27 protein-coding genes are annotated in these 24772 nt (G+C 66.6%); 19 read left to right on the forward strand and 8 right to left on the reverse strand.

Translation table 11 applies throughout. The features are described from left to right. Window positions 1-29 precede the first annotated feature (29 nt). Entirely contained in the window at window positions 30-587 is a 558-nt protein-coding gene (locus tag AC07Y4_RS19150; RefSeq protein WP_062470062.1) for an NADPH-dependent FMN reductase, read from the forward strand. Between the two features lie 122 nt (window positions 588-709). Here AC07Y4_RS19150 and AC07Y4_RS19155 read toward each other — a convergent pair whose 3' ends face one another. The 3 genes from AC07Y4_RS19155 to AC07Y4_RS19165 are packed head-to-tail and all read right to left on the reverse strand — an operon-like array spanning window position 710 to window position 2629. Continuing rightward, window positions 710-1048: a DMT family transporter gene (locus AC07Y4_RS19155; protein ID WP_487846848.1), complete on the reverse strand. Its 339-nt coding sequence runs from the start codon at window positions 1046-1048 to the stop codon at window positions 710-712. Then, the gene (locus AC07Y4_RS19160; RefSeq protein WP_487846849.1) at window positions 1033-1656 is read right to left on the reverse strand and encodes a DUF3501 family protein; all 624 of its coding nucleotides are present in this window, start codon (window positions 1654-1656) and stop codon (window positions 1033-1035) included. Before AC07Y4_RS19160 ends, AC07Y4_RS19155 begins: the two co-directional genes overlap by 16 nt. Further along, complete coding sequence (locus AC07Y4_RS19165; RefSeq protein WP_487846850.1) at window positions 1634-2629, reverse strand: SLAC1 anion channel family protein; 996 nt, start codon at window positions 2627-2629, stop codon at window positions 1634-1636. The genes AC07Y4_RS19160 and AC07Y4_RS19165 overlap by 23 nt, the downstream gene beginning before the upstream one ends. A gap of 222 nt (window positions 2630-2851) precedes the next feature. Between AC07Y4_RS19165 and AC07Y4_RS19170 the strand changes: the two genes are divergently transcribed. Next, window positions 2852-3805 carry a GlxA family transcriptional regulator gene (locus AC07Y4_RS19170; RefSeq protein ID WP_095747618.1) on the forward strand — a complete coding sequence of 318 codons (954 nt, stop codon included), beginning with the start codon at window positions 2852-2854 and terminating at the stop codon, window positions 3803-3805. Between the two features lie 164 nt (window positions 3806-3969). Here AC07Y4_RS19170 and AC07Y4_RS19175 read toward each other — a convergent pair whose 3' ends face one another. After that, on the reverse strand, window positions 3970-4617 hold the full coding sequence (locus AC07Y4_RS19175; RefSeq protein WP_487846851.1) for an FMN-dependent NADH-azoreductase: 648 nt from the start codon (window positions 4615-4617) through the stop codon (window positions 3970-3972). Window positions 4618-4752: 135 nt separating this feature from the next. On the opposite strand from AC07Y4_RS19175, the gene AC07Y4_RS19180 reads away from it, so the two are divergent. The 11 genes from AC07Y4_RS19180 to AC07Y4_RS19230 all read left to right on the forward strand — a co-directional run bounded on the left by AC07Y4_RS19180 (window position 4753) and on the right by AC07Y4_RS19230 (window position 16199). Beyond that, window positions 4753-5667 (forward strand): LysR family transcriptional regulator, encoded by a 915-nt coding sequence (locus tag AC07Y4_RS19180; RefSeq protein WP_495274919.1) that lies wholly within the window; start codon window positions 4753-4755, stop codon window positions 5665-5667. Between the two features lie 148 nt (window positions 5668-5815). Beyond that, on the forward strand, window positions 5816-6457 hold the full coding sequence (locus AC07Y4_RS19185; RefSeq protein ID WP_487846852.1) for a peroxiredoxin: 642 nt from the start codon (window positions 5816-5818) through the stop codon (window positions 6455-6457). 22 nt (window positions 6458-6479) lie between these two features. Beyond that, on the forward strand, window positions 6480-7055 hold the full coding sequence (locus tag AC07Y4_RS19190; protein ID WP_056580397.1) for an RBBP9/YdeN family alpha/beta hydrolase: 576 nt from the start codon (window positions 6480-6482) through the stop codon (window positions 7053-7055). Then, a complete protein-coding gene (locus AC07Y4_RS19195; protein ID WP_062470072.1) occupies window positions 7052-8068 on the forward strand; it encodes a sulfate ABC transporter substrate-binding protein in 1017 nt (338 codons plus the stop codon). The genes AC07Y4_RS19190 and AC07Y4_RS19195 overlap by 4 nt, the downstream gene beginning before the upstream one ends. Next, the gene (cysT, locus tag AC07Y4_RS19200) at window positions 8069-8956 is read left to right on the forward strand and encodes a sulfate ABC transporter permease subunit CysT (RefSeq protein WP_056580402.1); all 888 of its coding nucleotides are present in this window, start codon (window positions 8069-8071) and stop codon (window positions 8954-8956) included. Between the two features lies 1 nt (window position 8957). Then, window positions 8958-9860: a sulfate ABC transporter permease subunit CysW gene (gene cysW, locus AC07Y4_RS19205; protein WP_062470078.1), complete on the forward strand. Its 903-nt coding sequence runs from the start codon at window positions 8958-8960 to the stop codon at window positions 9858-9860. A gap of 20 nt (window positions 9861-9880) precedes the next feature. Further along, window positions 9881-10978, forward strand: coding sequence for a sulfate/molybdate ABC transporter ATP-binding protein (locus tag AC07Y4_RS19210; protein ID WP_062470081.1), 1098 nt, complete (start codon window positions 9881-9883; stop codon window positions 10976-10978). Further along, window positions 10975-11478 carry a disulfide bond formation protein B gene (locus AC07Y4_RS19215; RefSeq protein WP_062470083.1) on the forward strand — a complete coding sequence of 168 codons (504 nt, stop codon included), beginning with the start codon at window positions 10975-10977 and terminating at the stop codon, window positions 11476-11478. Before AC07Y4_RS19210 ends, AC07Y4_RS19215 begins: the two co-directional genes overlap by 4 nt. A gap of 200 nt (window positions 11479-11678) precedes the next feature. Further along, window positions 11679-12839: a macrolide transporter subunit MacA gene (gene macA, locus AC07Y4_RS19220; protein ID WP_487846853.1), complete on the forward strand. Its 1161-nt coding sequence runs from the start codon at window positions 11679-11681 to the stop codon at window positions 12837-12839. Continuing rightward, window positions 12836-14818, forward strand: coding sequence for a macrolide ABC transporter ATP-binding protein/permease MacB (gene macB, locus AC07Y4_RS19225; protein ID WP_487846854.1), 1983 nt, complete (start codon window positions 12836-12838; stop codon window positions 14816-14818). Before macA ends, macB begins: the two co-directional genes overlap by 4 nt. After that, window positions 14811-16199 (forward strand): efflux transporter outer membrane subunit, encoded by a 1389-nt coding sequence (locus tag AC07Y4_RS19230; RefSeq protein WP_487846855.1) that lies wholly within the window; start codon window positions 14811-14813, stop codon window positions 16197-16199. Before macB ends, AC07Y4_RS19230 begins: the two co-directional genes overlap by 8 nt. 239 nt (window positions 16200-16438) lie before the next feature. On the opposite strand, the gene AC07Y4_RS19235 is transcribed toward AC07Y4_RS19230, so the two are convergent. The 4 genes from AC07Y4_RS19235 to AC07Y4_RS19250 are packed head-to-tail and all read right to left on the reverse strand — an operon-like array spanning window position 16439 to window position 19850. Then, a complete protein-coding gene (locus tag AC07Y4_RS19235) occupies window positions 16439-17218 on the reverse strand; it encodes a glycosyltransferase family 2 protein (RefSeq protein ID WP_099789530.1) in 780 nt (259 codons plus the stop codon). Beyond that, window positions 17182-17979 carry a lysophospholipid acyltransferase family protein gene (locus AC07Y4_RS19240; protein WP_487846856.1) on the reverse strand — a complete coding sequence of 266 codons (798 nt, stop codon included), beginning with the start codon at window positions 17977-17979 and terminating at the stop codon, window positions 17182-17184. The genes AC07Y4_RS19235 and AC07Y4_RS19240 overlap by 37 nt, the downstream gene beginning before the upstream one ends. Window positions 17980-18015: 36 nt before the next feature. Continuing rightward, window positions 18016-19056 (reverse strand): chorismate transformation FkbO/Hyg5 family protein, encoded by a 1041-nt coding sequence (locus AC07Y4_RS19245; RefSeq protein ID WP_487847330.1) that lies wholly within the window; start codon window positions 19054-19056, stop codon window positions 18016-18018. 2 nt (window positions 19057-19058) lie between these two features. Beyond that, the gene (locus tag AC07Y4_RS19250; RefSeq protein ID WP_062470103.1) at window positions 19059-19850 is read right to left on the reverse strand and encodes a class I SAM-dependent methyltransferase; all 792 of its coding nucleotides are present in this window, start codon (window positions 19848-19850) and stop codon (window positions 19059-19061) included. 118 nt (window positions 19851-19968) lie between these two features. Between AC07Y4_RS19250 and AC07Y4_RS19255 the strand changes: the two genes are divergently transcribed. The 6 genes from AC07Y4_RS19255 to rlmH are packed head-to-tail and all read left to right on the forward strand — an operon-like array spanning window position 19969 to window position 24744. Continuing rightward, window positions 19969-20694 (forward strand): YebC/PmpR family DNA-binding transcriptional regulator, encoded by a 726-nt coding sequence (locus tag AC07Y4_RS19255; protein ID WP_487846857.1) that lies wholly within the window; start codon window positions 19969-19971, stop codon window positions 20692-20694. 43 nt (window positions 20695-20737) lie between these two features. Beyond that, a complete protein-coding gene (gene purD / locus AC07Y4_RS19260) occupies window positions 20738-22036 on the forward strand; it encodes a phosphoribosylamine--glycine ligase (protein ID WP_487846858.1) in 1299 nt (432 codons plus the stop codon). Beyond that, on the forward strand, window positions 22036-22956 hold the full coding sequence (gene hemF / locus AC07Y4_RS19265) for an oxygen-dependent coproporphyrinogen oxidase (protein WP_487846859.1): 921 nt from the start codon (window positions 22036-22038) through the stop codon (window positions 22954-22956). The genes purD and hemF overlap by 1 nt, the downstream gene beginning before the upstream one ends. Continuing rightward, window positions 22953-23585 carry a nicotinate (nicotinamide) nucleotide adenylyltransferase gene (gene nadD, locus AC07Y4_RS19270; protein ID WP_487846860.1) on the forward strand — a complete coding sequence of 211 codons (633 nt, stop codon included), beginning with the start codon at window positions 22953-22955 and terminating at the stop codon, window positions 23583-23585. The genes hemF and nadD overlap by 4 nt, the downstream gene beginning before the upstream one ends. Further along, window positions 23585-24280, forward strand: coding sequence for a ribosome silencing factor (gene rsfS / locus AC07Y4_RS19275; RefSeq protein WP_062470113.1), 696 nt, complete (start codon window positions 23585-23587; stop codon window positions 24278-24280). Before nadD ends, rsfS begins: the two co-directional genes overlap by 1 nt. Beyond that, a complete protein-coding gene (gene rlmH / locus AC07Y4_RS19280) occupies window positions 24277-24744 on the forward strand; it encodes a 23S rRNA (pseudouridine(1915)-N(3))-methyltransferase RlmH (RefSeq protein WP_070060813.1) in 468 nt (155 codons plus the stop codon). The genes rsfS and rlmH overlap by 4 nt, the downstream gene beginning before the upstream one ends. Window positions 24745-24772 lie beyond the last annotated feature (28 nt).

The raw sequence follows: 24772 nt of genomic DNA on the forward strand, positions 1-24772 counted from the left end.
AGCCTTTTCCATTTCAAGGAGTTCCACCCATGGCACAGACCCGGATCGCCGTCATCGTCGGCAGCCTGCGCAAGGATTCGTTCAACCACAAGCTGGCGCTGGCGCTGGCGCATCTCGCGCCGTCGGACTTCACGTTCGAGACCCTGCGCATCGACGACCTGCCGCTGTACAACCAGGACGACGACGGCAACCAGGCCGCGCAGGTGAAGCGCCTCAAGAGCGAAGTGGCCGCCGCGCAGGGCGTGCTGTTCGTCACGCCCGAATACAACCGCTCGATCCCCGGCGTGCTGAAGAACGCCATCGACCACGCCTCGCGCCCCTATGGCCAGAGCGTGTGGGCCGGCAAGCCGACCGGCGTGCTCGGCATTTCGGTGGGCGCCATCGGCACCGCGCTGGCGCAGCAGCACCTGCGCAACATCCTGGCGTATCTCGACGCGCCCACGATGGGCGGCCCCGAGGTGTTCCTGCAGGCCAAGGAAGGCCTGTTCGACGACAAGGGCCACATCGGCAACGAAGGCACGCAGAAGTTCCTGCAGGGCTGGATGGACAAGTACGTGGCCTGGGTCAAGGCCCATTCGGCAGCCTGAACGCAAGGCAATCGCTCATGAAAAAGCCGCCCCAAGGGCGGCTTTTTCGTTCCGGTGTCGGAGCTATCTAGCTGTTGCACAAGATTCCTCGCCCCTCACGACGAGGGGTTTCTTCGGGACCGCTAGTGGAGCGATTTAAGCCCGACTACGCCCATGACAATCAGCCCAATGCAAAGTAGCCGGAGTGCCGAAGCCGACTCTCCCAAGAGAACCATGCCCACAATCGCTGTTCCGACCGCACCGATGCCTGTCCACACGGCGTAGGCAGAACCGACTGGCAAATGCCTCAGCGAGAAGGTGAGCAGTGACAGGCTGCCGAGAAGCGAAGCGATCGTGCCTGCCAACACCCAAGGGCGGTCGAATCTTGTGGCCGATTTCAGCCCGACGGCAAATAGGATTTCGAGTCCCCCAGCAGCGAAAAGCGCTAACCATGCGGTCGCCGCATTCATGATTGGGCCCATTCGGCTGCGAGTCGCATGCGCAAGATCAAGGGCACAGAAGCAACACGGTGCTTTGAGCGACCAACGTGAAAGGACACCTTGCTGCTGAAGAGGCAGAAGTGAGCGGCCTGTTGGTCCGTCAAGTGAAATCCGACATACAAGACGAGCTCAGATGCTGTGCCGTGCCCAAACGCGCGCTTACTGAGTTGGCCTCTTACCGCATGCCCACAGAAAACCAGATCCGTTGCCTGCTCGGCATCGGCTTCTTGGGCACGTCGAGACGCTGAGGAAACTTCTTGTTGACCGGTCGTGGGATCGAATGTGATGCGCGCCATCAGTTCGTTGCGTGCAGGAGCCATCGCAACGTAGTTGCTGATTTCATTCCCAATCGCTTCTCCTCGGAGTCCTTGTGCATGCAAGGCTTCCTGACCCTGCAGCCAAAGCGACTCCTTGGTTTCGAAACTGACGGTGTATGGCGGCCTTGTCGGCAAGCTGTGAGCGGCTCGGAGATCAAGAAGCCGTTGGCTGTGCGTACCGCGTGCCTGCTCAAACTGCCTTCGTGACAGGGGCTGCGACCCTCTTGGTGAGCGCTGAGTTTCGGTCACTTCAGTTCGCAAGGAGTTTGCCATTGAAGACGATACGGAAGGTCCGCACAGTCAGTAGCGACAGAGCCGCAGTGAGCAGGATCAGCAAGCCCCACGCAAGCCACGTCAGGGGCTGTGATGACTGCACGGACGCATATTTGAGTGCAGCGTTGACGAGCGCGGCGAGGGGGAAACTGATCGCCCACCAAGCGGGACCGAACGCAATGCCCGGCCGAAACACTTTGGGCGCCAGAACCAGGAACAGGAAGAGACCGAAGTAAAAGAGCATTGCGGCGAAGGCGTCGACTTCGCCTGTGAGATTGGTGTAGGCGAGGAAGCCAACCTCAAACGGGGCCACGAGAATCATCAGAGAAGGCGTCATGGCCGCAGCGAGCGGCTCTCGCTGCACGAGTCTCACAACGATCATCGTGAACATCACCAAGGCGAGGGCCGTGCCAATGCCGGCAGCGACACGCAAAGTCTCGGCGGAGCCCGGTAGATCGGTGTAGGCGAAGGTCACGGCAATGTCCAGCGCGGCAACACCGGGAATCAACCAGGCAGGCACGGCGTGCGAGGGGTCACCCCCGCCGGATAGCAGCCGGGAAACGACGACGTAGCTCACCAGGAGTGTCGTGACGGTGCCAACGATCCACAACACCAGTCCCACCTGCCCGAAGTAGTGGCCCAGTACGGCCGACTGCAGCAACAGCGAGATGGTGATTGTTCCGAAGAAGTTGCCAGCGATGGGGTGGCGGAACTCGGCCAGGACAGCGCCGGGATGCTTCACCAGCTTGAAAAGATACGCGACCGTGATGGCCAGAAAAACGAGGCTGGAAAAGATGCTCAGGGCATCCGCGACTTGCACGCCAAAGCCAAGAGACTGGGTGGCCAGGCGCCAACCCAGTGCAAGGCCTGAGAGGCCCATGACAGCTCCGAAAAGGTTGACAGGAAGATTTCGGATGGAACCAGTTACTGCAGGGCGGGGCTGCTGTTCGGCAGAGAGGAGATCGGCGGTCATTTGTTGCTCCGTATGTTGGCGGAAAGTGCCATGTGCGAAAGTTTCCGCCAACAGGCGAGGGCGCGGGCTGCAGTCCTCCGTTCTTTTCTGCCAATGTTCAAGCAGATACAGCCGACCTCGTTACAGCATGGTCAAACCCCGTGGCTTGAATTGCCAATCCCGTGAGATCCCGCCAAACTTCCGGCACGGCGCGCCCATGGCGTGCATGACGGAGCCACCCCGATGCGTATAGCCATCCTTGCTTTCCCACGTGTTCAGCTGCTTGATGTTGTCGGCCCGGCTGACATCTTTGCCGAGGCTTCGAGGCAGCTGGGAGATCCGCGCGCGTACCGCGTGCAGGTCATCGCCCCAGATGAAGGGGCACTCAAGAGCAGCAGCGGGCTGCGTCTGATGATCGATGCCACGATTGCCAGCCATCGAGGTGCGATCGACACGTTGCTGGTTGCGGGAAGTCCAGATGTGCACAGCGTGACGGGCAACGAAGCGCTCAAGACGTGGCTTCGGCAGCAATGTGGGAGGGTGCGACGCATCGGGTCGGTTTGCAGCGGTGCCTTTGTGTTGGCAGCAGCCGGTCTTCTGAGCGGAAAGAAGGTGGCCACGCACTGGAATGCAGCAGACCGACTTGCCGCGGACTATCCAACTACAGACGTCGACGCTGACGCAATATTCGTGAGAGATGGGAATCTCTACACATCGGCGGGCGTATCTGCCGGAATGGATCTCGCGCTCGCTCTGGTCGAGGAAGATCATGGGCGCGATCTGGCACTTCGCGTGGCTCGCGAGATGGTGATGTTTCTGAAGCGCCCCGGGGGCCAGTCCCAGTTCAGTGCGCATCTCGCGGCCCAGACCGCCGAGCGTTCCGCAATTCGTGAGATTCAAGACTTTGTCCTGGGCAACCTCCGGGCCGACCTCAGCGTGCCTGCGCTCGCCCTGCAAGCAAAGATGAGTGAGCGGAACTTTGCGCGGATTTTTCGACTTGAGGCTGGCATGACGCCTGCAGACTATGTCGAGAGCGTTCGAATCGACGCAGCGCGCAGGCGCATCGAGGAGTCAAACGTTTCGTTGAAGGGTTTGGCCGACGAAGTAGGCTATGCCAATGGGGACGGTCTTCGCCGGGCGTTTCACCGGCGGCTCGGGGTCGGACCTGCGGACTACCGCAAAAGATTCTCCAGCTGAAGCTCTTGGGTCTGCAGAAGGTAGCGCACAGTGAACGCTCGATTGGCCCAGACAGCTCTACGCTGCGTGGGCTCAACCAAGCGGCAATGACATCCAGCTTCTTAAGCGACTGGTTCTGTTGGCTTTTGCATCAGCCAGACAAGTCCGTTCCGGCCGCGGAAGCTTCAGGCGGCTTGCGCGACGGTCGTCTGGTTCGCAGCTTCGGTCGTGGCCACGAGGATGTCGGCGCGGGCGGCGGCCAGGGCGGCGGCCTTGGGCGCGTCACCCATCGCGATGCCTTCGGCGCGCACGAAGCGCACGTCGGTGATGCCGAAGAAGCCGAAGATCACCTTCAGGTAGCTCTCCTGGTGCTCGGCCGCCTGGCCGCCTTCCGAGGTCGAGTAGATGCCGCCGCGGCTCGATGCCACGATCACGGTCTTGCCACCGGCCAGGCCGACGGGGCCCTTCTCGGTGTACTTGAAGGTGCGGCCGGCTTGCGCGAGGCGGTCGATCCAGGCCTTGAGCTGGGTCGGGATGGTGAAGTTGTACAGCGGGGCGCCGAGCACCACGACGTCGGCGGCCAGGAACTGGCTCACCAGCTTTTCCGACAGGGCGTTCTCGCGCAGCTGCGCTTCGGTCGGCTGGGCCTGCACGCCGGTCTTGATGCCGAGGGCGTCGACGCCGAAGTGGGAGGGCGCGTCCACGGCGAGGTCGAGGTACTCGACTTGGGTGTCGGGGTGGGCGGCGCGCCATGCGGCGACGGTTTCGGCGGTCAGCTGGCGCGAGGTGGAGCCGGCGGCGAGGATGCTGGAGTCGATGTGGAGCAGCTTCATGTCAATCAATCACTTTCTGTGCAAGGTGTCGGCGCTGAGAAGTGGCCGGCGTTGGGAGAATTCTATTTTTGATGTGAGTGGCTGATAAGTAGCCAAAATTTGATCAGATCGTTCTGTTTGCAGGACAATGAAGCCATGCAAGACCTCAACGACATGGTGTTCTTCGCCGAGGTGGCCGAGCGGGGCGGCTTTGCCGCTGCCAGCCGGGCGCTGGGCATCCCCAAATCGCGCCTGTCGCGCCGCGTGGCCGAGCTCGAGGAGCGGCTGGGCGTGCAGCTGATGCAGCGCAGCACGCGCCGCCTGTCGCTCACGCCGGCCGGCGAGATCTACCTGCGGCATGCCTCGGCGATGCGCGACGCGGCCCAGGCGGCGGCCGAGGCGGTGGCGCAGGTGCAGACCGAGCCGAGCGGGCTGGTGCGGCTGACCTGCCCGGTCACCATCTCGCACAGCGGGCTGGCGCAACTGATGCCGGTGTTCATGGCGCGCCACCCGGCGGTGCGCGTGGATATGCGCGTCATCAACCGGCCGGTGGACCTGATCGAGGAGGGCATCGACATCGCGCTGCGCGTGCGCCCGACCATCGAGGACAGCACGGTGCTGGTGGCCAAGACCTTCGGCCACAGCCGCGGCGTGCTGGTCGCGAGCCCGGCGCTGCTGGCCAGTCAGGGCCCGGTCGACACGCCCGCCGACCTCGTGAAGCTGCCGACGGCGGCCATGTCGGTCAACGGGGAAGGGCGCTCGGAGTGGCGACTCGAAGGCCCGGAAGGGCGCAGCCACGTGCATGTGCACATGCCGCGCTACGTGGCGGACGACCTCGCGACGCTGCAGTTCGGCGCGCTGGGCGGGGTCGGCGTGACCCTGCTGCCCGACTACATGTGCAGTGCCGACATCGAGGCGGGCCGGCTGGTGCGGGTGCTGCCCGGCTGGGGGCCGTCGCCGGTGGTGGCGCACATGGTGTTTCCGGCGCGGCGGGCGCTGGTGCCGGCGGTGCGGCGGCTGATCGACTTCCTGTCCGAGCACCTGCAAAGCGAGCAGATGCGGATGTTCTGAGGCAGATTGCTATCTAAAAGATAGCGTCATAGTGGGCCTCTGCCGGTTCTATATGCGAAAAACGTCATATCCAAACAAACAGATATTCGTTTGCCATTGAAGCAGCGGTTCGCACAATCCAAGGCTTCACCCCCTCCTTGGAGCGACCATGGCAACCCTGCGACTCGGCGACACCGCCCCCAATTTCACCCAGGACTCCAGCGAAGGCCCGATCGACTTCTACCAGTGGGCCGGCGATTCGTGGATCGTGTTCTTCTCGCATCCGGCCGATTTCACGCCCGTGTGCACCACCGAACTCGGCAAGACGGCGGCGCTGTCGGGCGAGTTCGCCAAGCGCGGCGTGAAGCCCATCGCGCTGAGCGTCGACCCGGCCACCAAGCACAAGGAGTGGATCTCGGACATCAACGAGACGCAGAACACCACCGTCAACTTCCCGATCATTGCGGACGCCGACCGCAAGGTGGCCGACCTGTACGACCTGATCCACCCGAACGCCTCGACCACGGCCACGGTGCGCAGCGTCTACATCATCGACCCCAAGAAGGTCATCCGCACCACCATCACCTACCCGGCGTCGACCGGCCGCAACTTCGACGAGATCCTGCGCGTGATCGACTCGCTGCAGCTCACCGACAGCCACAAGGTCGCCACGCCCGTGAACTGGAAGGACGGCGACGACGTCGTCATCGTGCCGAGCATCCAGGACCCGGCCGAGCTGGCCGAGCGCTTCCCCAAGGGCTTCAAGGCCGTCAAGCCTTACCTGCGCATCACGCCGCAGCCCAACAAGTAAGAAGCCGCAGGACCGCGCCGTCATGCAGACTCGTGTCGTCATCGTGCCCGGTTGGCGCGACTCCGGGCCCGGCCATTGGCAGAGCCTGTGGGAAGAACGCATTCCGGGCGCGGCGCGGGTGGCGCAGGACGACTGGGCCTCGCCCAAGCGCGATGCCTGGGTGCCCGCGCTGGCCAAGCTGGTGCTCGAAAGCGAAGGCCCCGTGGTCATCGCGGCGCACAGCCTGGGCTGCATCGCCACGGCGCACCTGCCGCCCGAGGCCGCCGCCCGCATCCAGGGCGCGCTGCTGGTGGCGCCGGCCGACCCCGAGCGCCGCGCGGTGCTGTCCGACTTCGCCCCCGTGCCCTACGCGGCGCTGCCGTACCGCAGCATCGTGGTGGCGAGCAGCAACGATCCCTATTGCCCGATCCGCCTGGCGGGCGCCTATTCGCGCGCCTGGGGCAGCGAGTTCGTGCGCATGCAGAATGCGGGGCACATCAACATCGATTCGGGGCACGGAGACTGGCCGCTCGGCCTGGCCCTGCTGCAATCGTTGACCGACGAACCCGCCGCCTGGTCGGCGGGACGTGAATTTTCAGAAAACCTGGCAACCACATGACTTCCAGAATCAAGACCTTCGTCGCCGTGCTCGCGCTGGCGTCCTCCGCACTCGCCGGCAGCACCGCCTTCGCACAAGGCACGGGGCTGCTGAACGCCTCGTACGACGTGGCCCGCGAGTTCTACAAGGACTACAACGCGGCCTTCGTGGCGAACTACAAGAAGGCCACGGGCAAGGACGTCAAGATCGACCAGTCGCACGGCGGCTCCAGCGCCCAGGCGCGTGCCGTGGCCGACGGCCTCGATGCCGACGTGGTGACCATGAACACCTCGACCGACATCGACTTCCTGGCCAACGCCGGCGTGGTCGCCAAGGATTGGAACAAGAAGTTCCCCGAGAACGCATCGCCCACCACCTCGACCATGCTGCTGCTGGTGCGCAACGGCAACCCCAAGGGCATCAAGGACTGGGACGACCTGGTCAAGCCGGGCGTGCAGGTCGTGATCGTCAACCCCAAGACCGGCGGCAACGGCCGCTACGCCTACCTGGCCGCCTGGGGCTACATCAAGAAGAAGGGTGGCACCGACGCCCAGGCCGCCGAGTTCGTCGGCAAGCTGTTCAAGAACGTGCCGGTGCTGGCACGCGGCGGCCGCGACGCGACCACCGCCTTCCTGCAACGCAACATCGGCGATGCGCTGATCACCTTCGAATCCGAAGTGGTCTCGATCGACCGCGAATTCGGCACCGGCAAGGTCGACTCGGTGTACCCGTCGATCTCCATCGTGGCCGAGAACCCGGTCGCCATCGTCGAGCGCACCGTCAAGAAGAAGGGCACGGGCGAGCTGGCCAAGGCCTACCTCGACTGGCTGTACTCCGAAGAAGCGCAGGAAATCGCCGCCAAGCACGCGCTGCGCCCGCGTTCGCAGACCGTGCTCAAGAAGTACGCCTCGACCTTCAAGCCGCTGCAGCTGTTCACGGTGCAGGAACTGTTCGGCAGCCTGAGCGAAGCGCAGAAGGTGCACTTCAATGACGGCGGCCAGTTCGACAAGCTCTACACGCCCGGCGCGAAGTAAATGAGCGGCGCTGCTTCTTCGGCGCTCCCGGCAGCGGGAGCGCCTTTTTCACGTGCCAACCGGGCAGGGGGCGCCAAGCGCGTGCTGCCCGGTTTCCACATCACGCTCGGCTTCACGGTCTTCTATCTGTGCCTGATCGTGCTGATCCCGCTGTCGGCGCTGGTCTTCAAGACCTTCACGATGACCTGGGAGCACTTCTGGGTGTCGGTGACCGCGCCGCGCGTGATGGCCTCGTACCGCCTGACCTTCGGCGCCTCGCTGATCGCCGCGATGGTGAACGCGGTGTTCGGCCTGCTGGTGGCCTGGGTGCTGGTGCGCTACAAGTTCCCGGGCAAGCGCATCGTCGATGCGCTGGTCGACCTGCCGTTCGCGCTGCCCACGGCCGTGGCCGGCATCTCGCTCACGGCGCTGCTCGCGGGCAACGGCTGGATCGGGCAACTGCTCGAGCCGCACGGCATCAAGCTGGCGTTCACGCCGGCGGGCATCGTGATCGCGCTGATCTTCATCGGGCTGCCCTTCGTGGTGCGCACGGTGCAGCCGGTGCTCGAAGACACCGAGAAAGAACTGGAAGAAGCCGCGACCTCGCTCGGCGCCACGCGCCTGCAGACCTTCACCAAGGTGATCTTTCCGGCGATTGCACCGGCCTTGCTCACGGGCTTTGCCATGGCCTTCGCACGTGCCATCGGCGAGTACGGCTCCGTGATCTTCATCGCCGGCAACATGCCGATGATTTCCGAGATCACGCCGCTCATCATCATCGGCAAGCTGGAGCAGTACGACTACACGGGCGCCACCGCGGTCGCGCTGGTGATGCTCGTGCTGTCGTTCATCCTGCTGCTGGTCATCAACGGCCTCCAGGCATGGCAACGCAAGCGCGCAGGAGCCTGACATGAGCGCACCTTCGAAAATCATCCGCCGCGCACAGGCCGGCACCACCGAGTCGGCCTGGGTCCGCTGGACGCTGATCGGCATCGCCCTGGCGTTCATGTTCCTGTTCCTCGTGCTGCCGCTGGCGGCCGTGGCGGTCGAGGCGCTGCGCAAGGGCCTCAATGCCTACCTCGAGGCGCTGAAGGAACCCGATGCGTGGAGCGCCATCCGCCTCACGCTGATCACCGCCGCCATCGCGGTGCCGATGAACCTCGTCTTCGGCGTGGCCGCAGCGTGGGCCATCGCCAAGTTCGAGTTCCGCGGCAAGGCCTTTCTCACGACGCTGATCGACCTGCCGTTCGCGGTGTCGCCGGTGGTGGCGGGCCTGATCTACGTGCTGGTGTTCGGCGCGCAGGGCTGGTTCGGCCCGTGGCTGGCGGAGCACGACATCAAGATCATCTTCGCCGTGCCCGGCATCGTGCTGGCCACCGTGTTCGTGACCTTTCCCTTCATCGCGCGCGAACTCATTCCGCTGATGCAGGCGCAGGGCACCGACGAGGAACAGGCCGCCATCGTGCTCGGCGCGACCGGCTGGCAGACCTTCCGGCGCGTGACCTTGCCCAACATCAAGTGGGGTCTGCTGTACGGCGTGATCCTGTGCAACGCACGCGCCATGGGCGAGTTCGGTGCGGTGTCGGTGGTGTCGGGCCACATCCGCGGCCAGACCAACACGATGCCGCTGCACGTCGAAGTGCTCTACAACGAATACCAGTCGGTGGCCGCCTTCGCGGTGGCCTCGCTGCTGGCGATCCTGGCGCTGGTCACCCTGGTGATCAAGTCGGTCATCGAGTGGCGCCATGAGCGCGAAATGAAAGCCATCGCCGAGCTGCCGCCCGAGCGTCCCCCCGAGCCTTCGGCGGCCTGAGAAGACGAGAGAACAAGACCATGAGCATCGAAATCCGCAACATCAGCAAGCAGTTCGGCGACTTCCGCGCGCTGAACAACGTGAACCTCGACGTCGAGTCGGGCGAACTGGTCGCGCTGCTCGGCCCCTCGGGCTGCGGCAAGACCACGCTGCTGCGCATCATCGCGGGCCTGGAAACGGCCGACACCGGCAGCATCCATTTTTCGGGCGAAGACACGACCGACGTGCACGTGCGCGAGCGCCAGGTCGGCTTCGTGTTCCAGCACTACGCGCTGTTCCGCCACATGACCGTGTTCGAGAACGTCGCCTTCGGCCTGCGCGTGAAGCCGCGCAAGGAGCGCCCGAGCGACGCGCAGATCAAGGCCAAGGTGACCGACCTGCTCAAGCTGGTGCAGCTCGACTGGCTGGCCGACCGCTACCCGTCGCAGCTGTCCGGCGGCCAGCGCCAGCGCATCGCGCTGGCCCGCGCGCTGGCGGTGGAGCCCAAGGTGCTGCTGCTGGACGAACCCTTCGGCGCGCTCGACGCCAAGGTGCGCAAGGAGCTGCGCCGCTGGCTGCGCCGGCTGCACGACGAGCTGCACGTCACCTCGATCTTCGTCACGCACGACCAGGAAGAAGCACTCGAAGTGGCCGACCGCGTGGTGGTCATCAACAAGGGCCGCATCGAGCAGGTCGGCTCGCCGCAGGACGTGTGGGACAAGCCCGCGAGCCCGTTCGTCTATGGCTTCCTGGGCGACGTGAACCTGTTCCACGGCCGGGCCGACAACGGTGCCGTGCAACTGGACGGCATGCGGATCGACTCGCCCGAGCACAGCAGCGCGCGCGACGCCAAGGCGCTGGCCTACGTGCGTCCGCATGACCTGGATGTGACACGCTACGTGTCGGGTGCCACGGGCATCGTCGCCACGCTGTCGCGTGCGATCGTGGTCGGACCGATCGCGCGGCTGGAACTTGAGCCCACCGAAACGAATCCAGATAATCCGGGCTCCGGAACCATCATCGAAGCGCAACTCCCTGCGCAACAGTTCCGCGACCTGGGCTTGAAGGAAGGCGACACCGTCGTCGCCAACCCCCGCAAGGCCAGGGTGTTCGTAGAAGAAGATTGGGTATCTCCTTGATCCATTGGTACTTCGGCGCGCCGCGCCGCGCGCTCGGGCTGATCTGCCTGGCCTGTGTCCTCATGCTGGCCTTCGGGCTGTATCTGCAGCACGTGGTCGGGCTCGAACCCTGCCCGATGTGCATCGTGCAGCGCTATGCGCTGATGCTGGTGGCGCTGTTCACCGGCCTGGCGGCGCTGTTCAACAGCCGCGGCCTGCAGGTGACGGGCGGGGTGCTGGCGCTGGCGGCGGCGGTGGGCGGTGCCTACACGGCGGCGCAGCAGAGCTGGCTGCAGTGGTATCCGCCCGAAGTCGTCTCGTGCGGACGTGACCTGTACGGGATGATCGAGACCTTCCCGCTCAAGCGCGCGCTGCCGATGATCTTCCGCGGCGGCGGCGACTGTTCCAAGATCGACTGGTCGCTGTTCGGCCTGACGCTGGCGAACTGGTCGTTCATCGCGTTCACAGTGCTGGCGCTGTTGCTGCTCACCTTGCTCTTGCGCCGGCGCACCGCGCGCTGAGTTCTTTTTCAGTAGTTCATGCGGCGTGGCCTGCTGTCCTTCGAGGGCAGCGGGCCACGCCGTTTTCATTGGCGGGGCCGCAGGCCCGTGCAAAAAGCCCGCCAAAACGCATGCTTTAGCAGGCCTTCAGCAACCGGGGCTAGGATGAACCGCATCCCTTCCCGGGCCTCGCCGCCCGTTTCATCCCACTTCTTCACTGCATGCCCACCACTCCTTCGCGACGATCGCGCAAGCTCCTTGTCGGCCTGGCCTTGCTCGTCGTGCTGGCCATCGCGGCCTTCTTCTGGCTGAGCCCGTCGAAGAAAAGCGACTACCTGACCGCCACCGTGCAGCGCAGCGACCTGGAGAACGCGGTGCTCGCCACCGGCGTGCTGCAGGCTCTCAAGCAGGTCGAGGTGGGCGCGCAGGTGTCCGGCCAGCTCAAGTCGCTGAAGGTGGTGCTCGGCCAGACGGTGAAGAAGGGCGACTGGCTGGCCGAGATCGACCCCGTCATCTCGCAGAACACGCTCGCACAGGAGCAGGCCAAGCTGGAGAACCTGCAGGCCCAGAAGCTCGCCAAGGAAGTGCGCGTGAAGCAGGCCGAGCTCACCTGGGCGCGCCAGCGCGAGATGCTGGCGCAGGACGCCGCCGCGCGCCAGGACCTGGAAAGCGCCGACACCGAGCTGCGCGCGCTGCGCGCCGACGCCGTCTCGCTCGACGCGCAGATCCGCCAGCAGAAGCTGGCCCTGGCCTCGGCGCAGACCAACCTGTCGTACACCCGCATCGTCGCGCCCATCGACGGCGACGTGGTGTCGATCAGCACGCTCGAAGGCCAGACCGTGGTGGCCTCGTTCCAGGTGCCCACGCTGATGAAGCTGGCCGACCTGTCGACCATGACCGTGAAGGCCCAGGTGTCCGAGGCCGACGTGGTGCGCGTGAAGGCCGGCCAGCCGGTGTACTTCACCATCCTGGGCGACCCCGACACGCGCTACCACGGCATGCTGCGCGCGGTGCAGCCCTCGCCCGAGAAGATCAACAACGCCGTGTTCTTCAACGCGCTGTTCGACGTGCCCAACCCCGAGCGCACGCTGCGCGTCGACATGACGGCGCAGGTCGCCATCCTGCTGGGCGAGGCCAAGCAGGCGCTGACCGTGCCGCTCACCGCGCTCGGCACGCGCGACAAGGATGGCCGCCACGAAGTGCGCGTGCTCCTGCCCGACCAGCGCGTGGAAAAGCGGCAGGTGCGCGTGGGCATCAGCAACAACTTCCAGGCGCAGGTGCTCGAAGGCCTGAAGGAGGGCGACAACGTCATCACCGGCGACGCCTCGGCGCTGGAGAAGACCGACGGCAATGACAGCGGCAACCGGAGGCCGCGCCAGTGACGCAGCCGCTGCTGACCCTGCGCGGCATCGGCCGCAGCTTTCCCTCGGGCGAGCAGGAGGTCCAGGTGCTGAAAGATGTCGACCTGGACATCGGCCATGGCGAAATGCTGGCCATCGTCGGCGCCTCGGGCTCGGGCAAGTCGACGCTCATGAACATCCTCGGCTGCCTCGACCGGCCGAGCACCGGCACCTACACCGTGTCGGGCCAGGACGTCGGCACGCTCGACAGCGACGCGCTCGCCGCGCTGCGGCGCGAGCACTTCGGCTTCATCTTCCAGCGCTACCACCTCATGCAGCACCTGACGGCCACCGGCAACGTCGAGGTGCCCGCCGTCTATGCCGGCACCGAGGGCGCGGCGCGCGACGCGCGGGCGCGGCAACTGCTCGCGCGCCTGGGCCTGGAAGACCGCACCGAGCACCGGCCGAGCCAGCTTTCGGGCGGCCAGCAGCAGCGCGTGAGCATTGCGCGCGCACTGATGAACGGCGGCCAGGTCATCCTGGCCGACGAGCCCACCGGCGCGCTCGACAGCAAGAGCGGCCAGGAGGTCATCGGCATCCTGCGCGAGCTGCATGCGCAGGGGCACACGATCATCATCGTGACGCACGACATGCAGGTGGCGCGCTGCACCGAACGCATCATCGAGATCGCCGACGGCGTGATCGTCGGCGACCGGCCGAACGTGCCGACCGTGGCTGCACCCGCGCAGGCGGTCGGCGACGACACCCCCGCGCCGCCCGCCATGACGCGCCCCACACTGGGCATCGCTCGCTTCAGCACCGGCTGGGCGCGTTTCTCCGAAGCCTTCCGCATGGCCTGGCGCTCGATGATGGCGCACCGCATGCGCACGGCGCTGACCATGCTGGGCATCATCATCGGCATCACCTCGGTGGTGTCGATCGTGGCCATCGGGGAGGGCGCCAAGCGCTTCGTGCTGGCCGACATCAAGGCCATCGGCACCAATACGCTCGACATCTACCCGGGCCACGACTTCGGCGACGACAAGGCCGCGAGCATCCGCACGCTGTTGCCGGCCGACCTGCAGGCCATCGCCGCGCAGCCCTTCGTGCACAGCGTCACGCCGACCACCATGCGCAGCCTGCGCCTGCGCTACCGCAGCGCCGACGTCAACGGCAACGTGAACGGCGTCAGCGACAACTTCTTCAGCGTGCGCGACATCCAGATGGCCAGCGGCACGGACTTCGACGCCAACGACGTGCGGCACCAGTCGCAGGTGGTGGTGATCGACCAGAACACGCGGCGCAAGCTCTTTCCCGACGGCACCGATCCGGTCGGCAAGATCATCCTGGTGGGCAGCCTGCCGTGCACCGTGATCGGCGTGGCGCAGGAAAAGAAGAGCATGTTCGGCGAGAACAAGTCGCTCAACATCTGGCTGCCCTACAGCACCGGCGCGAGCCGCCTCTTCGGCCAGCAGCACTTCGACAGCATCACGGTGCGCATCCGCGACGACCAGCCCACCAAGGCGGCCGAAGAGAGCATCGTGCGGCTGCTCACGCTGCGCCACGGCGGCAAGGACTTCTTCACCTTCAACATGGACAGCATCGTGAAGACGGCCGAGCGCACGAGCCAGTCGCTCACGCTGCTGCTGTCGCTGATCGCGGTGATCTCGCTCGTGGTGGGCGGCATCGGCGTGATGAACATCATGCTGGTGTCGGTGACCGAGCGCACCCGCGAGATCGGCATCCGCATGGCCGTGGGCGCGCGCCAGAGCGACGTGCTGCAGCAGTTCCTGACCGAGGCCGTGCTCGTGTGCCTGGTCGGCGGTTTCATCGGCGTGCTGCTGTCGTACGGCATCAGCTTTGTGTTCTCGCTGTTCGTGAAGCAATGGCAAATGATCTTTTCGCTGGGGGCCGTGGTGTCGGCCTTTTTGTGCGCGTCGCTCATCGGCGTGCTGTTCGGGTACCTGCCGGCGCGCAACGCCGCGCGGCTCGACCCCATCGAGGCACTGGCGCGTGAGTAGCGCCCGACCGACCCTGGCGGGACTCGCCATCGCGCTGGCGCTCGGCGGCTGCACGTTGTTCGCGCCGGAGCGGCGCGAACACCGACCGCTCGGCGTGCCGCAGGCCTGGCAGCAGCAACAGCCCCTGCCGCAGAACGCAGCGGCCGTGCCGCAGGCCCGCTGGTGGACCGCCTTCCAGGACGCGCGGCTCGACACCCTCATCGACAGCGCCTTGCGCACCAACAACAACCTGGCCGCCGCCGGCATCCGCGTGCAGCGGGCGCAGCTGCAGGCCGGCCTGGCGAACACGAACCTCACGCCGGGCGTGACGGGGCAACTCGGCACCAACCGCAGCTTCGACGTGAAGCGAGGCGACGTGGGCGCATCGAGTGCGAGTTCCTCGCTGAACCTGAGCTACGAAATCGATCTGTGGGGTCGCCTGTCGGCGTTGCGCAGCGCTGCCGACTGGGAGCTGCAGGCCACCCAGTCAGACCGCGAGGCTACGGCGCTGGCGCTGGTGGGCACCACGGCCGGGCTGTATTGGCAGACCGGCTACCTGAACCACCGCATCGCGCTGAGCGAAGCCGGCATGGCCGATGCACGGCGCATCCAGGCGCTGGTGCGCGCCAAGTACGCGGCAGGTGCCGTATCCGGCCTCGATGTCGCGCAGGCCGGCCAGAACCTCGCGAGCCAGGAGGCGGCCCACACGCAGCTGCTGCAACAGCGCGTCGAAGCGCGCAACGCGCTGGCCATCCTGTTCGACATGCCGCCCGATACCCCGAGGGAAGAGCCCTCACAACTGCCGGACACCGCCTTGCCCGTGATCGATGCCGGACTGCCCGCCAGCCTGCTGGGCCGCCGGCCCGACCTGCGCGCCGCGGAGCAGCGCTTGCGGTCCTCGCTGGCGAACGTCGATGCCACGCGCACCAGTTTCTATCCGGTGCTGAGCCTCACGGGTTCGCTGGGCGCGGGGAGCAATGCATTGGGCGAGGTACTGAAGAACCCGATCGCCACGCTGGGCGCCGGCTTGGTGCTGCCTTTCCTGCAATGGAACACCGCGCGGCTGACCGTCGCCGTATCGCAGACGCGGTACGAAGAAGCGGTCGTCGGTTTCCGCCAGTCGCTGTACACCGCGCTGTCCGAGGTCGAGAACACGCTGTCGTCACGAACGCAGTTGCAAGACGAAAGCGTGAAGCTGGCCCTGGCGCTGCAACAGGCGCAACGCGCCGAGGCCTTGTCGGAAGTGCGTTACCGCGCCGGCGCTACCGCGCTGCAGCCGGTGCTCGACGCCAAGGACAAGCGACGCGCCGTGGAGGTGTCGCTCGCGCAGAACCGTCTGAACCAGCTCAACGCGACGATGGCGCTCTACAAGGCGCTGGGCGGAGGCACGATCGTCGAGTAGCGGGAGGAAAACAAGGAGCTTTCACGTCACGGCAGGTGCCCGGCAGGCGGTGCGGTGTGGGCGGCCCCTCTGTGCCGCCGAGGCGCGCAGCGTTTCGCGGATCAGGGCTCGCAGCTGTTTGAGCGCAGCGAGTTCTGCGAGACCCCGCGAAACGCGAGCACCGCAGGGCAGCCGCGAAGCGGCCGGCACAGTGGGGCCGACCGCGCCGTACCGCCTGCCGGGCGCCCCTCAAAAAGAGGCTAGGCCTGAAACGGCGGCGCCCCCCGCAATTTGCGAAAGAGCAACCCAGGCAGCCGCAAGACAAACTCCACCATCAACCGCGTGTGCATCCAAGTCAGCAAGACGTTGTCCCGCCCATAGCGAAAGTGCGACACCCCGCCTTCCTCCGCCGTCAGGTACTTCACAGGCGCATCGATGTTCACCGGCTTGACCCCGCGCCAGGCCAGTCGCACGACCGCCTCGGTATCGAAGTCGAAGCGCCGCATCCACGGTTGCCGCGCCATCACCGCGATCAGGTCGACCACCGGGTACACGCGAAAGCCGTAGAGCGAATCGCCCACGCCCGCGAACAGAGTTTCGAGCTGCGTCCAGCCGTTCGACACCCGCCGCCCGCGCACCCGCAGCAGCGGCGCGCTGGCGTCGAACACCGGCCGGCCCAGCACCATCGTCTCGGGCCGTGCCAGCGAGGCGTTCATGAAAGAGGGGATCAGGTCCGCCGGATGCTGCCCGTCGGAATCCATCGTGAGCGCGTGCGTGAAGCCCGCTTCTTTCGCGGCCCGCAAGCCGTGCAGCACCGCCGAGCCCTTGCCCTGGTTCTGCGGCAGCACCCACACGCGCAGCCCCGGATCGCCAGCAGCCATCTGCTGCAGCCGCTCGCCCGTGCCGTCGTCGCTGCCATCGATCACCACCCACACCGGGTTCCATTGGGCCCGCGCGGCCGCGACCGTCGAGAACAGGCGCTCGCCCGTGTTGTAGCTGGGAATCAGGACAAGGTGGGTGCGCGAGGCGTCTGCTGGCATTCGGGGGACGCGTCGGTGGCGCGCTGCTCCATGTGTTGACGGAAATAGTGTTCCAGCTCGACCTGCAACGCATCGCTGTCCTGCGTCGGCGCAAAGCGCTTGCCCAGCCGCAGCGTGAAGACGATGGGCAGCGGCGGCACGCGCCACAGCGGCCAGCCCTTGCCGAGGTAGGGCGAGTCGGTGTCGATGAACACGGTCTGGATCGGCGCCTGCGCCAGCTTGGCGATCAGCGTGGTGCCGGGGCGGAAGGGGTTCAGCGGTGGCGTCACCGTGCGCGTGCCTTCCGGGAAGATCACGAGCTGGCCGCCCTGGCGCAGGTCGTTGACCGCCAGGCGCACCATCGTGCGGGCCGACTTGTTGCTGATGTAGCGCGCCAGCCGGGCGCCGGCGCCAAGGAAGATGTTGCCCATCAGCTCGGCCTTCATGATGCAGGCGCTGCGCGGCAGCCGCGCCACCAGCAGCAGCGCGTCAAGCATGGTCGGGTGGTTGGCCACGAAGATCACGCCGGGTTCGTTGCGCATCGGGTCCAGGCACGAGGCGTCGATGCGCATCATGCCGGTGACCGAGGCAAGCCACCAGAACATCCGGTAGGCAAAGGCGATGGTCATGCGGCCCAGCGCGCGCGCCGGCGTGGCCGGCATCACCGGATACAGCAGCATGGCGACGAAGTTCCAGACCAGCGAGATCAGGCCGAGGAACAGCAGCAGCGCATAGAGCATCAGCGCGAGCGGGATCGACGTGAGAAGACGCAGCACGTTCATGGGTGGTGTCGGTCGGGCAGGCGAACGGCGGGCCGCTCAGGCGGCCTGCAGCCGGCCGGCGGCGACCGTGTGGGCCTCGATCTCGACCAGCAGATCGCTGCGGCAGATGTCGGCTTCCAGGTACACCGCATGGCGGGCCATCGGCGACTGGTCGCCGAGCGCGGCTTCGATCACCTCGCGAACGGCGTCGGTGTCCGACGGATGCCGCACGTACACCACGCAGTCGAGCGCATCGAGCGAGAAGCGCGCCGTGGTCTGCGCATGGGCGGAGGCGATCACGGCCTCGAGGTTGCGCAGCGTTTCGCGGGCCTGCTCACGCACGTCGCCGTGGTGCACCGTCTCGTGCCCGACGATGCTCGCCGTGCCCGAGATGAAGAGTGCGACCTGGCCGTCGCCGATGTCCGCCAGCGCGGCGCGCGAGAAGGTCGGCGAGCGCGGGCCGTAGGTTTCGGGATAGCGGTAGGCCGACACCTGCCGCGGGTTCTCGACCGGCAGCGGTGCGGCGCGTCCCGCGAGAAAACGGATCGACAGTGCGCCCTGGCGGATGCCCAGCGCGCAGGCGGCCGGGGCGCCCTCGAAGGCGGCGCGGCCGGCTTCGAAGAAAGCCTCTTGCCGGCCGAGATTGAACTGACGATACCGCTCGAGACCGCCGCCGTCGGCGTTGATGCGCGGCAGGTAGTTCCAGATGCGCTGCAGGTGCGGCGTGCCGGCCTGCTCGAGCGTACGGAACAGGTCGCGGTAGGCGCGCTGCGCGAGCTCGGTCAGTCCCTGGCCTTCGACGGCTTCATCGAGGTCGATGGCGCCGAGCAGCCAGTGCCCGTCGGTGCGCCAGCGCGCGATGCCGGTGGTGCCCGACCGGACCTGGGTGCCGTCACCTGCGTGCCACACATCGGCCATCGCGCCTTGCGGCGACAGCACGCGCGCGTTGACCGTGGGCATCCAGGCGACACCGTGCGGCGTGCCGTAACCGAGCGCGGCGAAGGGCGCATGGCTGTGCGTGGCCAGCGCAAGGCTGTCCGGCAGCGAGAGGCGCTCCACGCGCAGGGGGGAATGAAGGCGGTCGTCCTGGGGGCGCACGTTCAACGAACCTCGTCGGCGGTGGATTCGGGTTTGCGGCCGGTGTAGGCCGAGAAGACCCCGAGGCTCGCATGCCGGCGCACGTCGCTGAAGCCGGCGGCGCCCAGGGCCTGCATGACGCGCTCGGGCGGGATGCAGGCCTCGATCGTGTCCCAGTAATAGCGCCACAGCTCCGAGGTGTCGCTGCGGCGGCCGACCACGCGGGCGATCAGCGGCACCACGGCGCGCATGTAGCCCTTGAGCAGTGCGGTGGCGATGCGGCCCTCGGGCTTGGTGATCTCGAGCACCACCACGCGCCCGCCGGGGCGCAGCACGCGATGGAACTCGGAAAAGGCGGCGGCCACGTCGCTGATGTGGCGCATGGCGTAACCCATGCTCACGAAATCGCAGCTGGCGTCGGGCCGGGGCAGGGCCTCGGCGACGCCTTGAATCAATTCGACGCCGGGCAGCCGGACCTGGCCCATCATGCCCACGCTGGGGTCGACGCCGGTGAGCTTGCCGGTGGAGCCGATGAGCTTCAGGGCTTCGCGGGCGACGAGCCCGGTGCCGATGCCCACGTCGAGCACCTGGGCGCCCGCCGTGAGGCCGGCCTGCTTCAGTGCATCGCGCCGGTACGAGGGGCCGGTGCCGAAGGCCAGCACGGCCTCGATGCGATCGTAGTCCGCGGCCGTGCTGTCGAAGATGCGCCGCAGGAACGCCTGGTGCTCCGCTTCGGTGTTGTAGTACAGCGGCAGCGGGGCGTGCGGCGGCAGGGCGTCGGGATTTCCCGTACCGGCAATGGGCGATGGCGTCATCGAACAATTATCACCAAAAGGTCCGGGCCGAAATCCCGGGCGCCGGGGGAGCGTTGTGTGCGCCGGACAGTAAACTCCACACTTGCTTTGAAAACACACGACAGCGAGAGAGAAAGCCATGGCCGGACATAGCAAGTGGGCAAATATTCAGCACCGCAAGGGCCGCCAGGACGAGAAACGGGGCAAGCTCTGGACCCGCGCCATCCGTGAAATCACGGTGGCGGCACGCGCCGGCGGCGCAGACCTCAGCGCCAACCCCCGGCTGCGGCTGGCGGTCGAAAAGGCCAAGGCGGTCAACCTGCCCATCGACACCGTCAAGCGCAACATCGACAAGGCCACGGGCAACCTCGAAGGCGTCAATTACGAAGAAATTCGTTACGAAGGGTACGGCATCGGCGGCGCGGCGATCATCGTCGACACCATGACCGACAACCGCGTGCGCACCGTGGCCGAAGTGCGCCACGCCTTCTCCAAGCACGGCGGCAACATGGGCACCGAAGGCTCGGTGGCCTTCCAGTTCAAGCACTGCGGCCAGATCATCTTCGCGCCCGGCACCAGCGAGGACAAGGTCATGGAAGTGGCCCTCGAGGCCGGTGCCGAGGACGTGATCACCGACGACGACGGCGCCATCGAGGTGCTCACCGCCATCGGCGACTTCGAGACCGTGAAAAACGCACTCGAAGCCGCGGGCCTGAAGCCCGACGCCGCCGAAATCACCATGCGTGCCGAGAACACCGTGGACGTGACCGGTGAAGACGCCGCCAGGATGCAGAAGCTTCTCGACGTGCTCGAGGACCTGGACGACGTGCAGGACGTGTATCACAACGCCGCACTGTCCGACTGAACGAATGAATGATGGATCCACAGCGACAAACGAAAGCCCGCGAATGAAGGTACTGGTGATTGGAGGAGGGGGCCGCGAGCACGCACTGGCGTGGCGGCTGGCGCAGGGCAACCGGGTCAGCCGCGTCTATGTGGCGCCCGGCAACGGCGGCACCGTGAGCGACGAACGCTACGACTGCATCGACATCACCGAACCCGCCGCGTTGCGCGAGTGGGCGATGGCCGAGAAAATCGCGCTGACTGTGGTCGGCCCCGAGGGGCCGCTGGCGGCCGGCGTGGTGGACGAGTTCCGCGCGCACGGCCTGCGCATCTTTGGCCCGACGCAGGCGGCTGCGCAGCTCGAAAGCTCCAAGGCGTTCTCCAAGGCGTTCATGAAGCGCCACAAGATCCCGACGGCCGAATACGAGGCCTTCACCGACGCAGCTGCCGCTCATGCGTACATCGACGCCAAGGGCGCACCGATCGTCGTCAAGGCCGACGGCCTGGCCGCCGGCAAGGGCGTGGTGGTTGCCATGACGGCGCAGGAAGCCCATGAGGCCGTCGACTTCATGCTGGTCGACAACAAGTTCGGCGTGTCGCACAACGAAGGCGGCGCACGCGTCGTCATCGAAGAATTCCTGCAAGGCGAAGAAGCCAGCTTCATCGTGATGTGCGACGGCAAGAACGTTGCCGCGCTGGCCACCAGCCAGGACCACAAGCGCCTGCTCGATGGCGACGAAGGCCCGAACACCGGCGGCATGGGCGCGTACTCGCCCGCACCGGTCGTCACGGCCGAGGTGCATGCGCGTGCGATGCGCGAGATCATCCTGCCGACCATCCGCGGCATGGAAAAGGACGGCATTCCGTTCACCGGCTTCCTCTATGCCGGTCTCATGATCGACGCGGCCGGCCAGCCCAAGACGCTCGAATTCAACTGCCGCATGGGCGACCCCGAGACGCAGCCGATCATGATGCGCCTGAAGTCCGACCTGTTCGAGGTGTTCTGGCACGCCACCGACGGCACGCTCGACCAGGTCGAGCTGCAATGGGACCGCCGCGTGGCACTGGGCGTGGTGATGGCCGCGCACGGCTACCCGCTGTCGCCGCGCAAGGGCGACCGCATCAGCGGCATCCCGGCCGAGGCGCCCGATGCCGTGGTGTTCCACGCGGGCACCACGCTGGAGAACGGTGAGCTCAAGACCAGCGGCGGCCGCGTCCTCTGCGTGACCGTGCTGGCCGACAGCGTCAAGCAGGCGCAGCAGCGCGCCTACGAGGTCGCGGCGCGCGTGCAGTTCGACGGTGTGCAGTACCGCAAGGACATCGGCTACCGCGCCGTGAACGCGCGCAACACGCCCCACGCCTGATGCCAGCCACCCAGCCGAAGGCGGTCGGCGACTACCTGCGCGGACTGCAGCAATCGATCATCTCGGCGGTCGAGGCGGCGGATGGCGGCAGTGCGGTGCGCGACGCCTGGCAGAAAGAGCCCGGTGAGCCGCTGCAGGGCAACGGCCTGACCTGCATCCTCGAAGGCGGTGCGCTGTTCGAACGCGCCGGCGTCGGCTTCTCGCAGGTGCGCGGCGCCAAGCTGCCGCCCTCGGCCACGCAGAACCGCCCCGAGCTCTCGGGCGCACCGTTCGAGGCCATGGGCGTGTCGCTGGTGTTCCACCCGCGCAATCCCTACGTGCCGATCGTCCACATGAACGTGCGCATGCTGGCCGCGCAGCCCGCGGGCGGCGGTGATCCCGTGTGCTGGTTCGGCGGCGGCATGGACCTCACGCCGTGCTACGGCTTCGAAGACGACGCGGTGCACTTCCACACCGTGTGCCGCGACGCGCTCGCCCCCTTCGGCGCCGACAAGTACCCGCGCTTCAAGACCTGGTGCGACGAGTATTTCTTTTTGAAGCACCGCAACGAGCAGCGCGGCATCGGCGGCATCTTCTTCGACGACTTCGCCGAGGGCGGCATCGAGAACGGCTTTGCGCTGATCCGTTCGGTCGGCGATGCCTTCCTGCAGGCCTACCTGCCGATCGTCGAGCGCCGCCGCAGCATGCCGTACGGTGAGCGCGAGCGCGAGTTCCAGCTGTACCGGCGCGGGCGCTACGTCGAGTTCAACCTCGTGTGGGACCGCGGCACGCACTTCGGCCTGCAGTCGGGCGGGCGCACCGAATCGATCCTGCTGTCGATGCCGCCGCTCGCGAGCTGGGCCTACCGGCAACAGCCCGAAGCGGGCAGCCCCGAAGCCGCGCTGTACAGCGACTTCATCGTGCGCCGGGACTGGGTGTGAGCCCCACCGGTTCCGCTTTGCGCATCGGCGTCTTCGGCGGGGCCTTCGACCCGCCGCACAACGCGCACGTCGCCCTGGCCGAAGCTGCATTGGCACAACTCGATCTGACGGAGTTGCACGTCATTCCCACGGGGCAGGCCTGGCACAAGAGCCGCACGCTCACGCCGAAGGAAGATCGCCTGGCGATGGCGCGGCTGGCCTTCGGCAACTTGCAAGGCAAGGTCGTCATCGACAGCCGCGAAGTGCTGCGCGACGGCCCGACCTACACGCTCGACACGCTGCATGAATTGCAGAAAGAGCAGCCCGGCGCACAGCTCGTGCTGGTGATGGGCGCGGACCAGGCGGCGGCCTTGCCGACCTGGCACTGCTGGCAGGATATACTCGGCATTGCTATCGTTTCTGTAGCGTATCGCGCACTATCGACGGGTGACGTCACTCGTTTTGATCCGAAACAGCTGCCCGGCCTCCCGGCTGGCGCGCGTTTCGAGGCGCTTGAACTGCCTGCCGCCATGGACACCAGCGCCACCGATATCCGGCGGCGTGTGGCGTCGGGTGTGGACATTTCCTCGCTGGTTCCGCCCACGGTTGCACGCTATATTGACCAACACCACCTCTACCGCTCTGCCTGATGACCACTGAAGCCGCCGCCAAAAAAGACATCCAAAAACTCCAGCGAGCCATCATCGATGGTCTCGAAGACGTCAAGGCGCAGGACATCCAGGTATTCGACACGGAGCACCTCTCGCCGCTGTTCGAGCGCGTGATCGTGGCGTCGGGCACCTCCAACCGCCAGACCAAGGCGCTCGCATCGAGCGTGCGCGACGCCGTGCGCGAAGCCGGCTTTGCCAAGCCGCGCACCGAGGGCGAGGAAAACGGCGAGTGGATCATCGTGGACTGCGGCGCGGCCGTGGCGCACATCATGCAGCCCGCCATCCGCCAGTACTACCACCTCGAAGAGATCTGGGGCGACAAGCCGGTGCGCGCCAAGCTCGGCGCCACCAAGCCCGCGCTGGCCACCGCCTCGTCCGTCGTCAAGGGCGCCGAAGAGAAGAAGACGGCCGCCGCCAAGACGCCGAGCCTGCGCCGTTCGAGTGCCGCCAAGACCGCGATCCGCGCGGCCGAGCAGGAAGCCAAGGCCGCCAAGGCCCCGGCGAAGAAGGCTGCATCGAAGACCGCGGGCAAGACCGCCGCCAAGAAGGCGCCCGCGAAGAAGTCCGCCACGGGCACCGCACGCGTGCCGGTGAAGGTCGTCGGCAAGCCGGCCGCCAAGAAGACCGCTGCGAAGAAGGCGCCGGCCAAGAAGGCGCCAGCCCGCCGCGCATGAAGCTGCTGGTGGTCGCCGTCGGGCAGCGCATGCCCGACTGGGCGCAGACTGCCTGGGACGACTACGCCAAGCGCTTCCCGCCCGAGCTCAAGCTCGAGTTGCGCGCCGTCAAGACCGAGCCGCGCGGCTCCAAGACCCTCGAAACGCTGTATGCCGCCGAGCGCGAGCGCATTGAGGGCGCCATCGCCCGCGGCATGCGCATCGTCGTGCTCGACGAGCGCGGCACCGCGCTCACCACCAAGGCGCTGGCCGCACGGCTGCAGACCTGGCAGGGCGAGGGCGACGACGTGGCGCTGGTCATCGGCGGCCCCGACGGGCTCGACCCGGCCTTCAAGGCCGCGGCGCACGAACGCATCCGCCTGTCCGACCTGACCCTGCCGCATGCCATGGCGCGCGTGCTGCTGGTCGAGCAGCTCTACCGGGCGTGGTCGGTCAACGCGGGCCATCCGTACCACCGGGAATGATCACGGGGCCGGCGGTGGGGCCCACCTC

The sequence above is a fragment of the Variovorax sp. GW460-12-1-14-LB1 genome, from assembly GCF_059423605.1.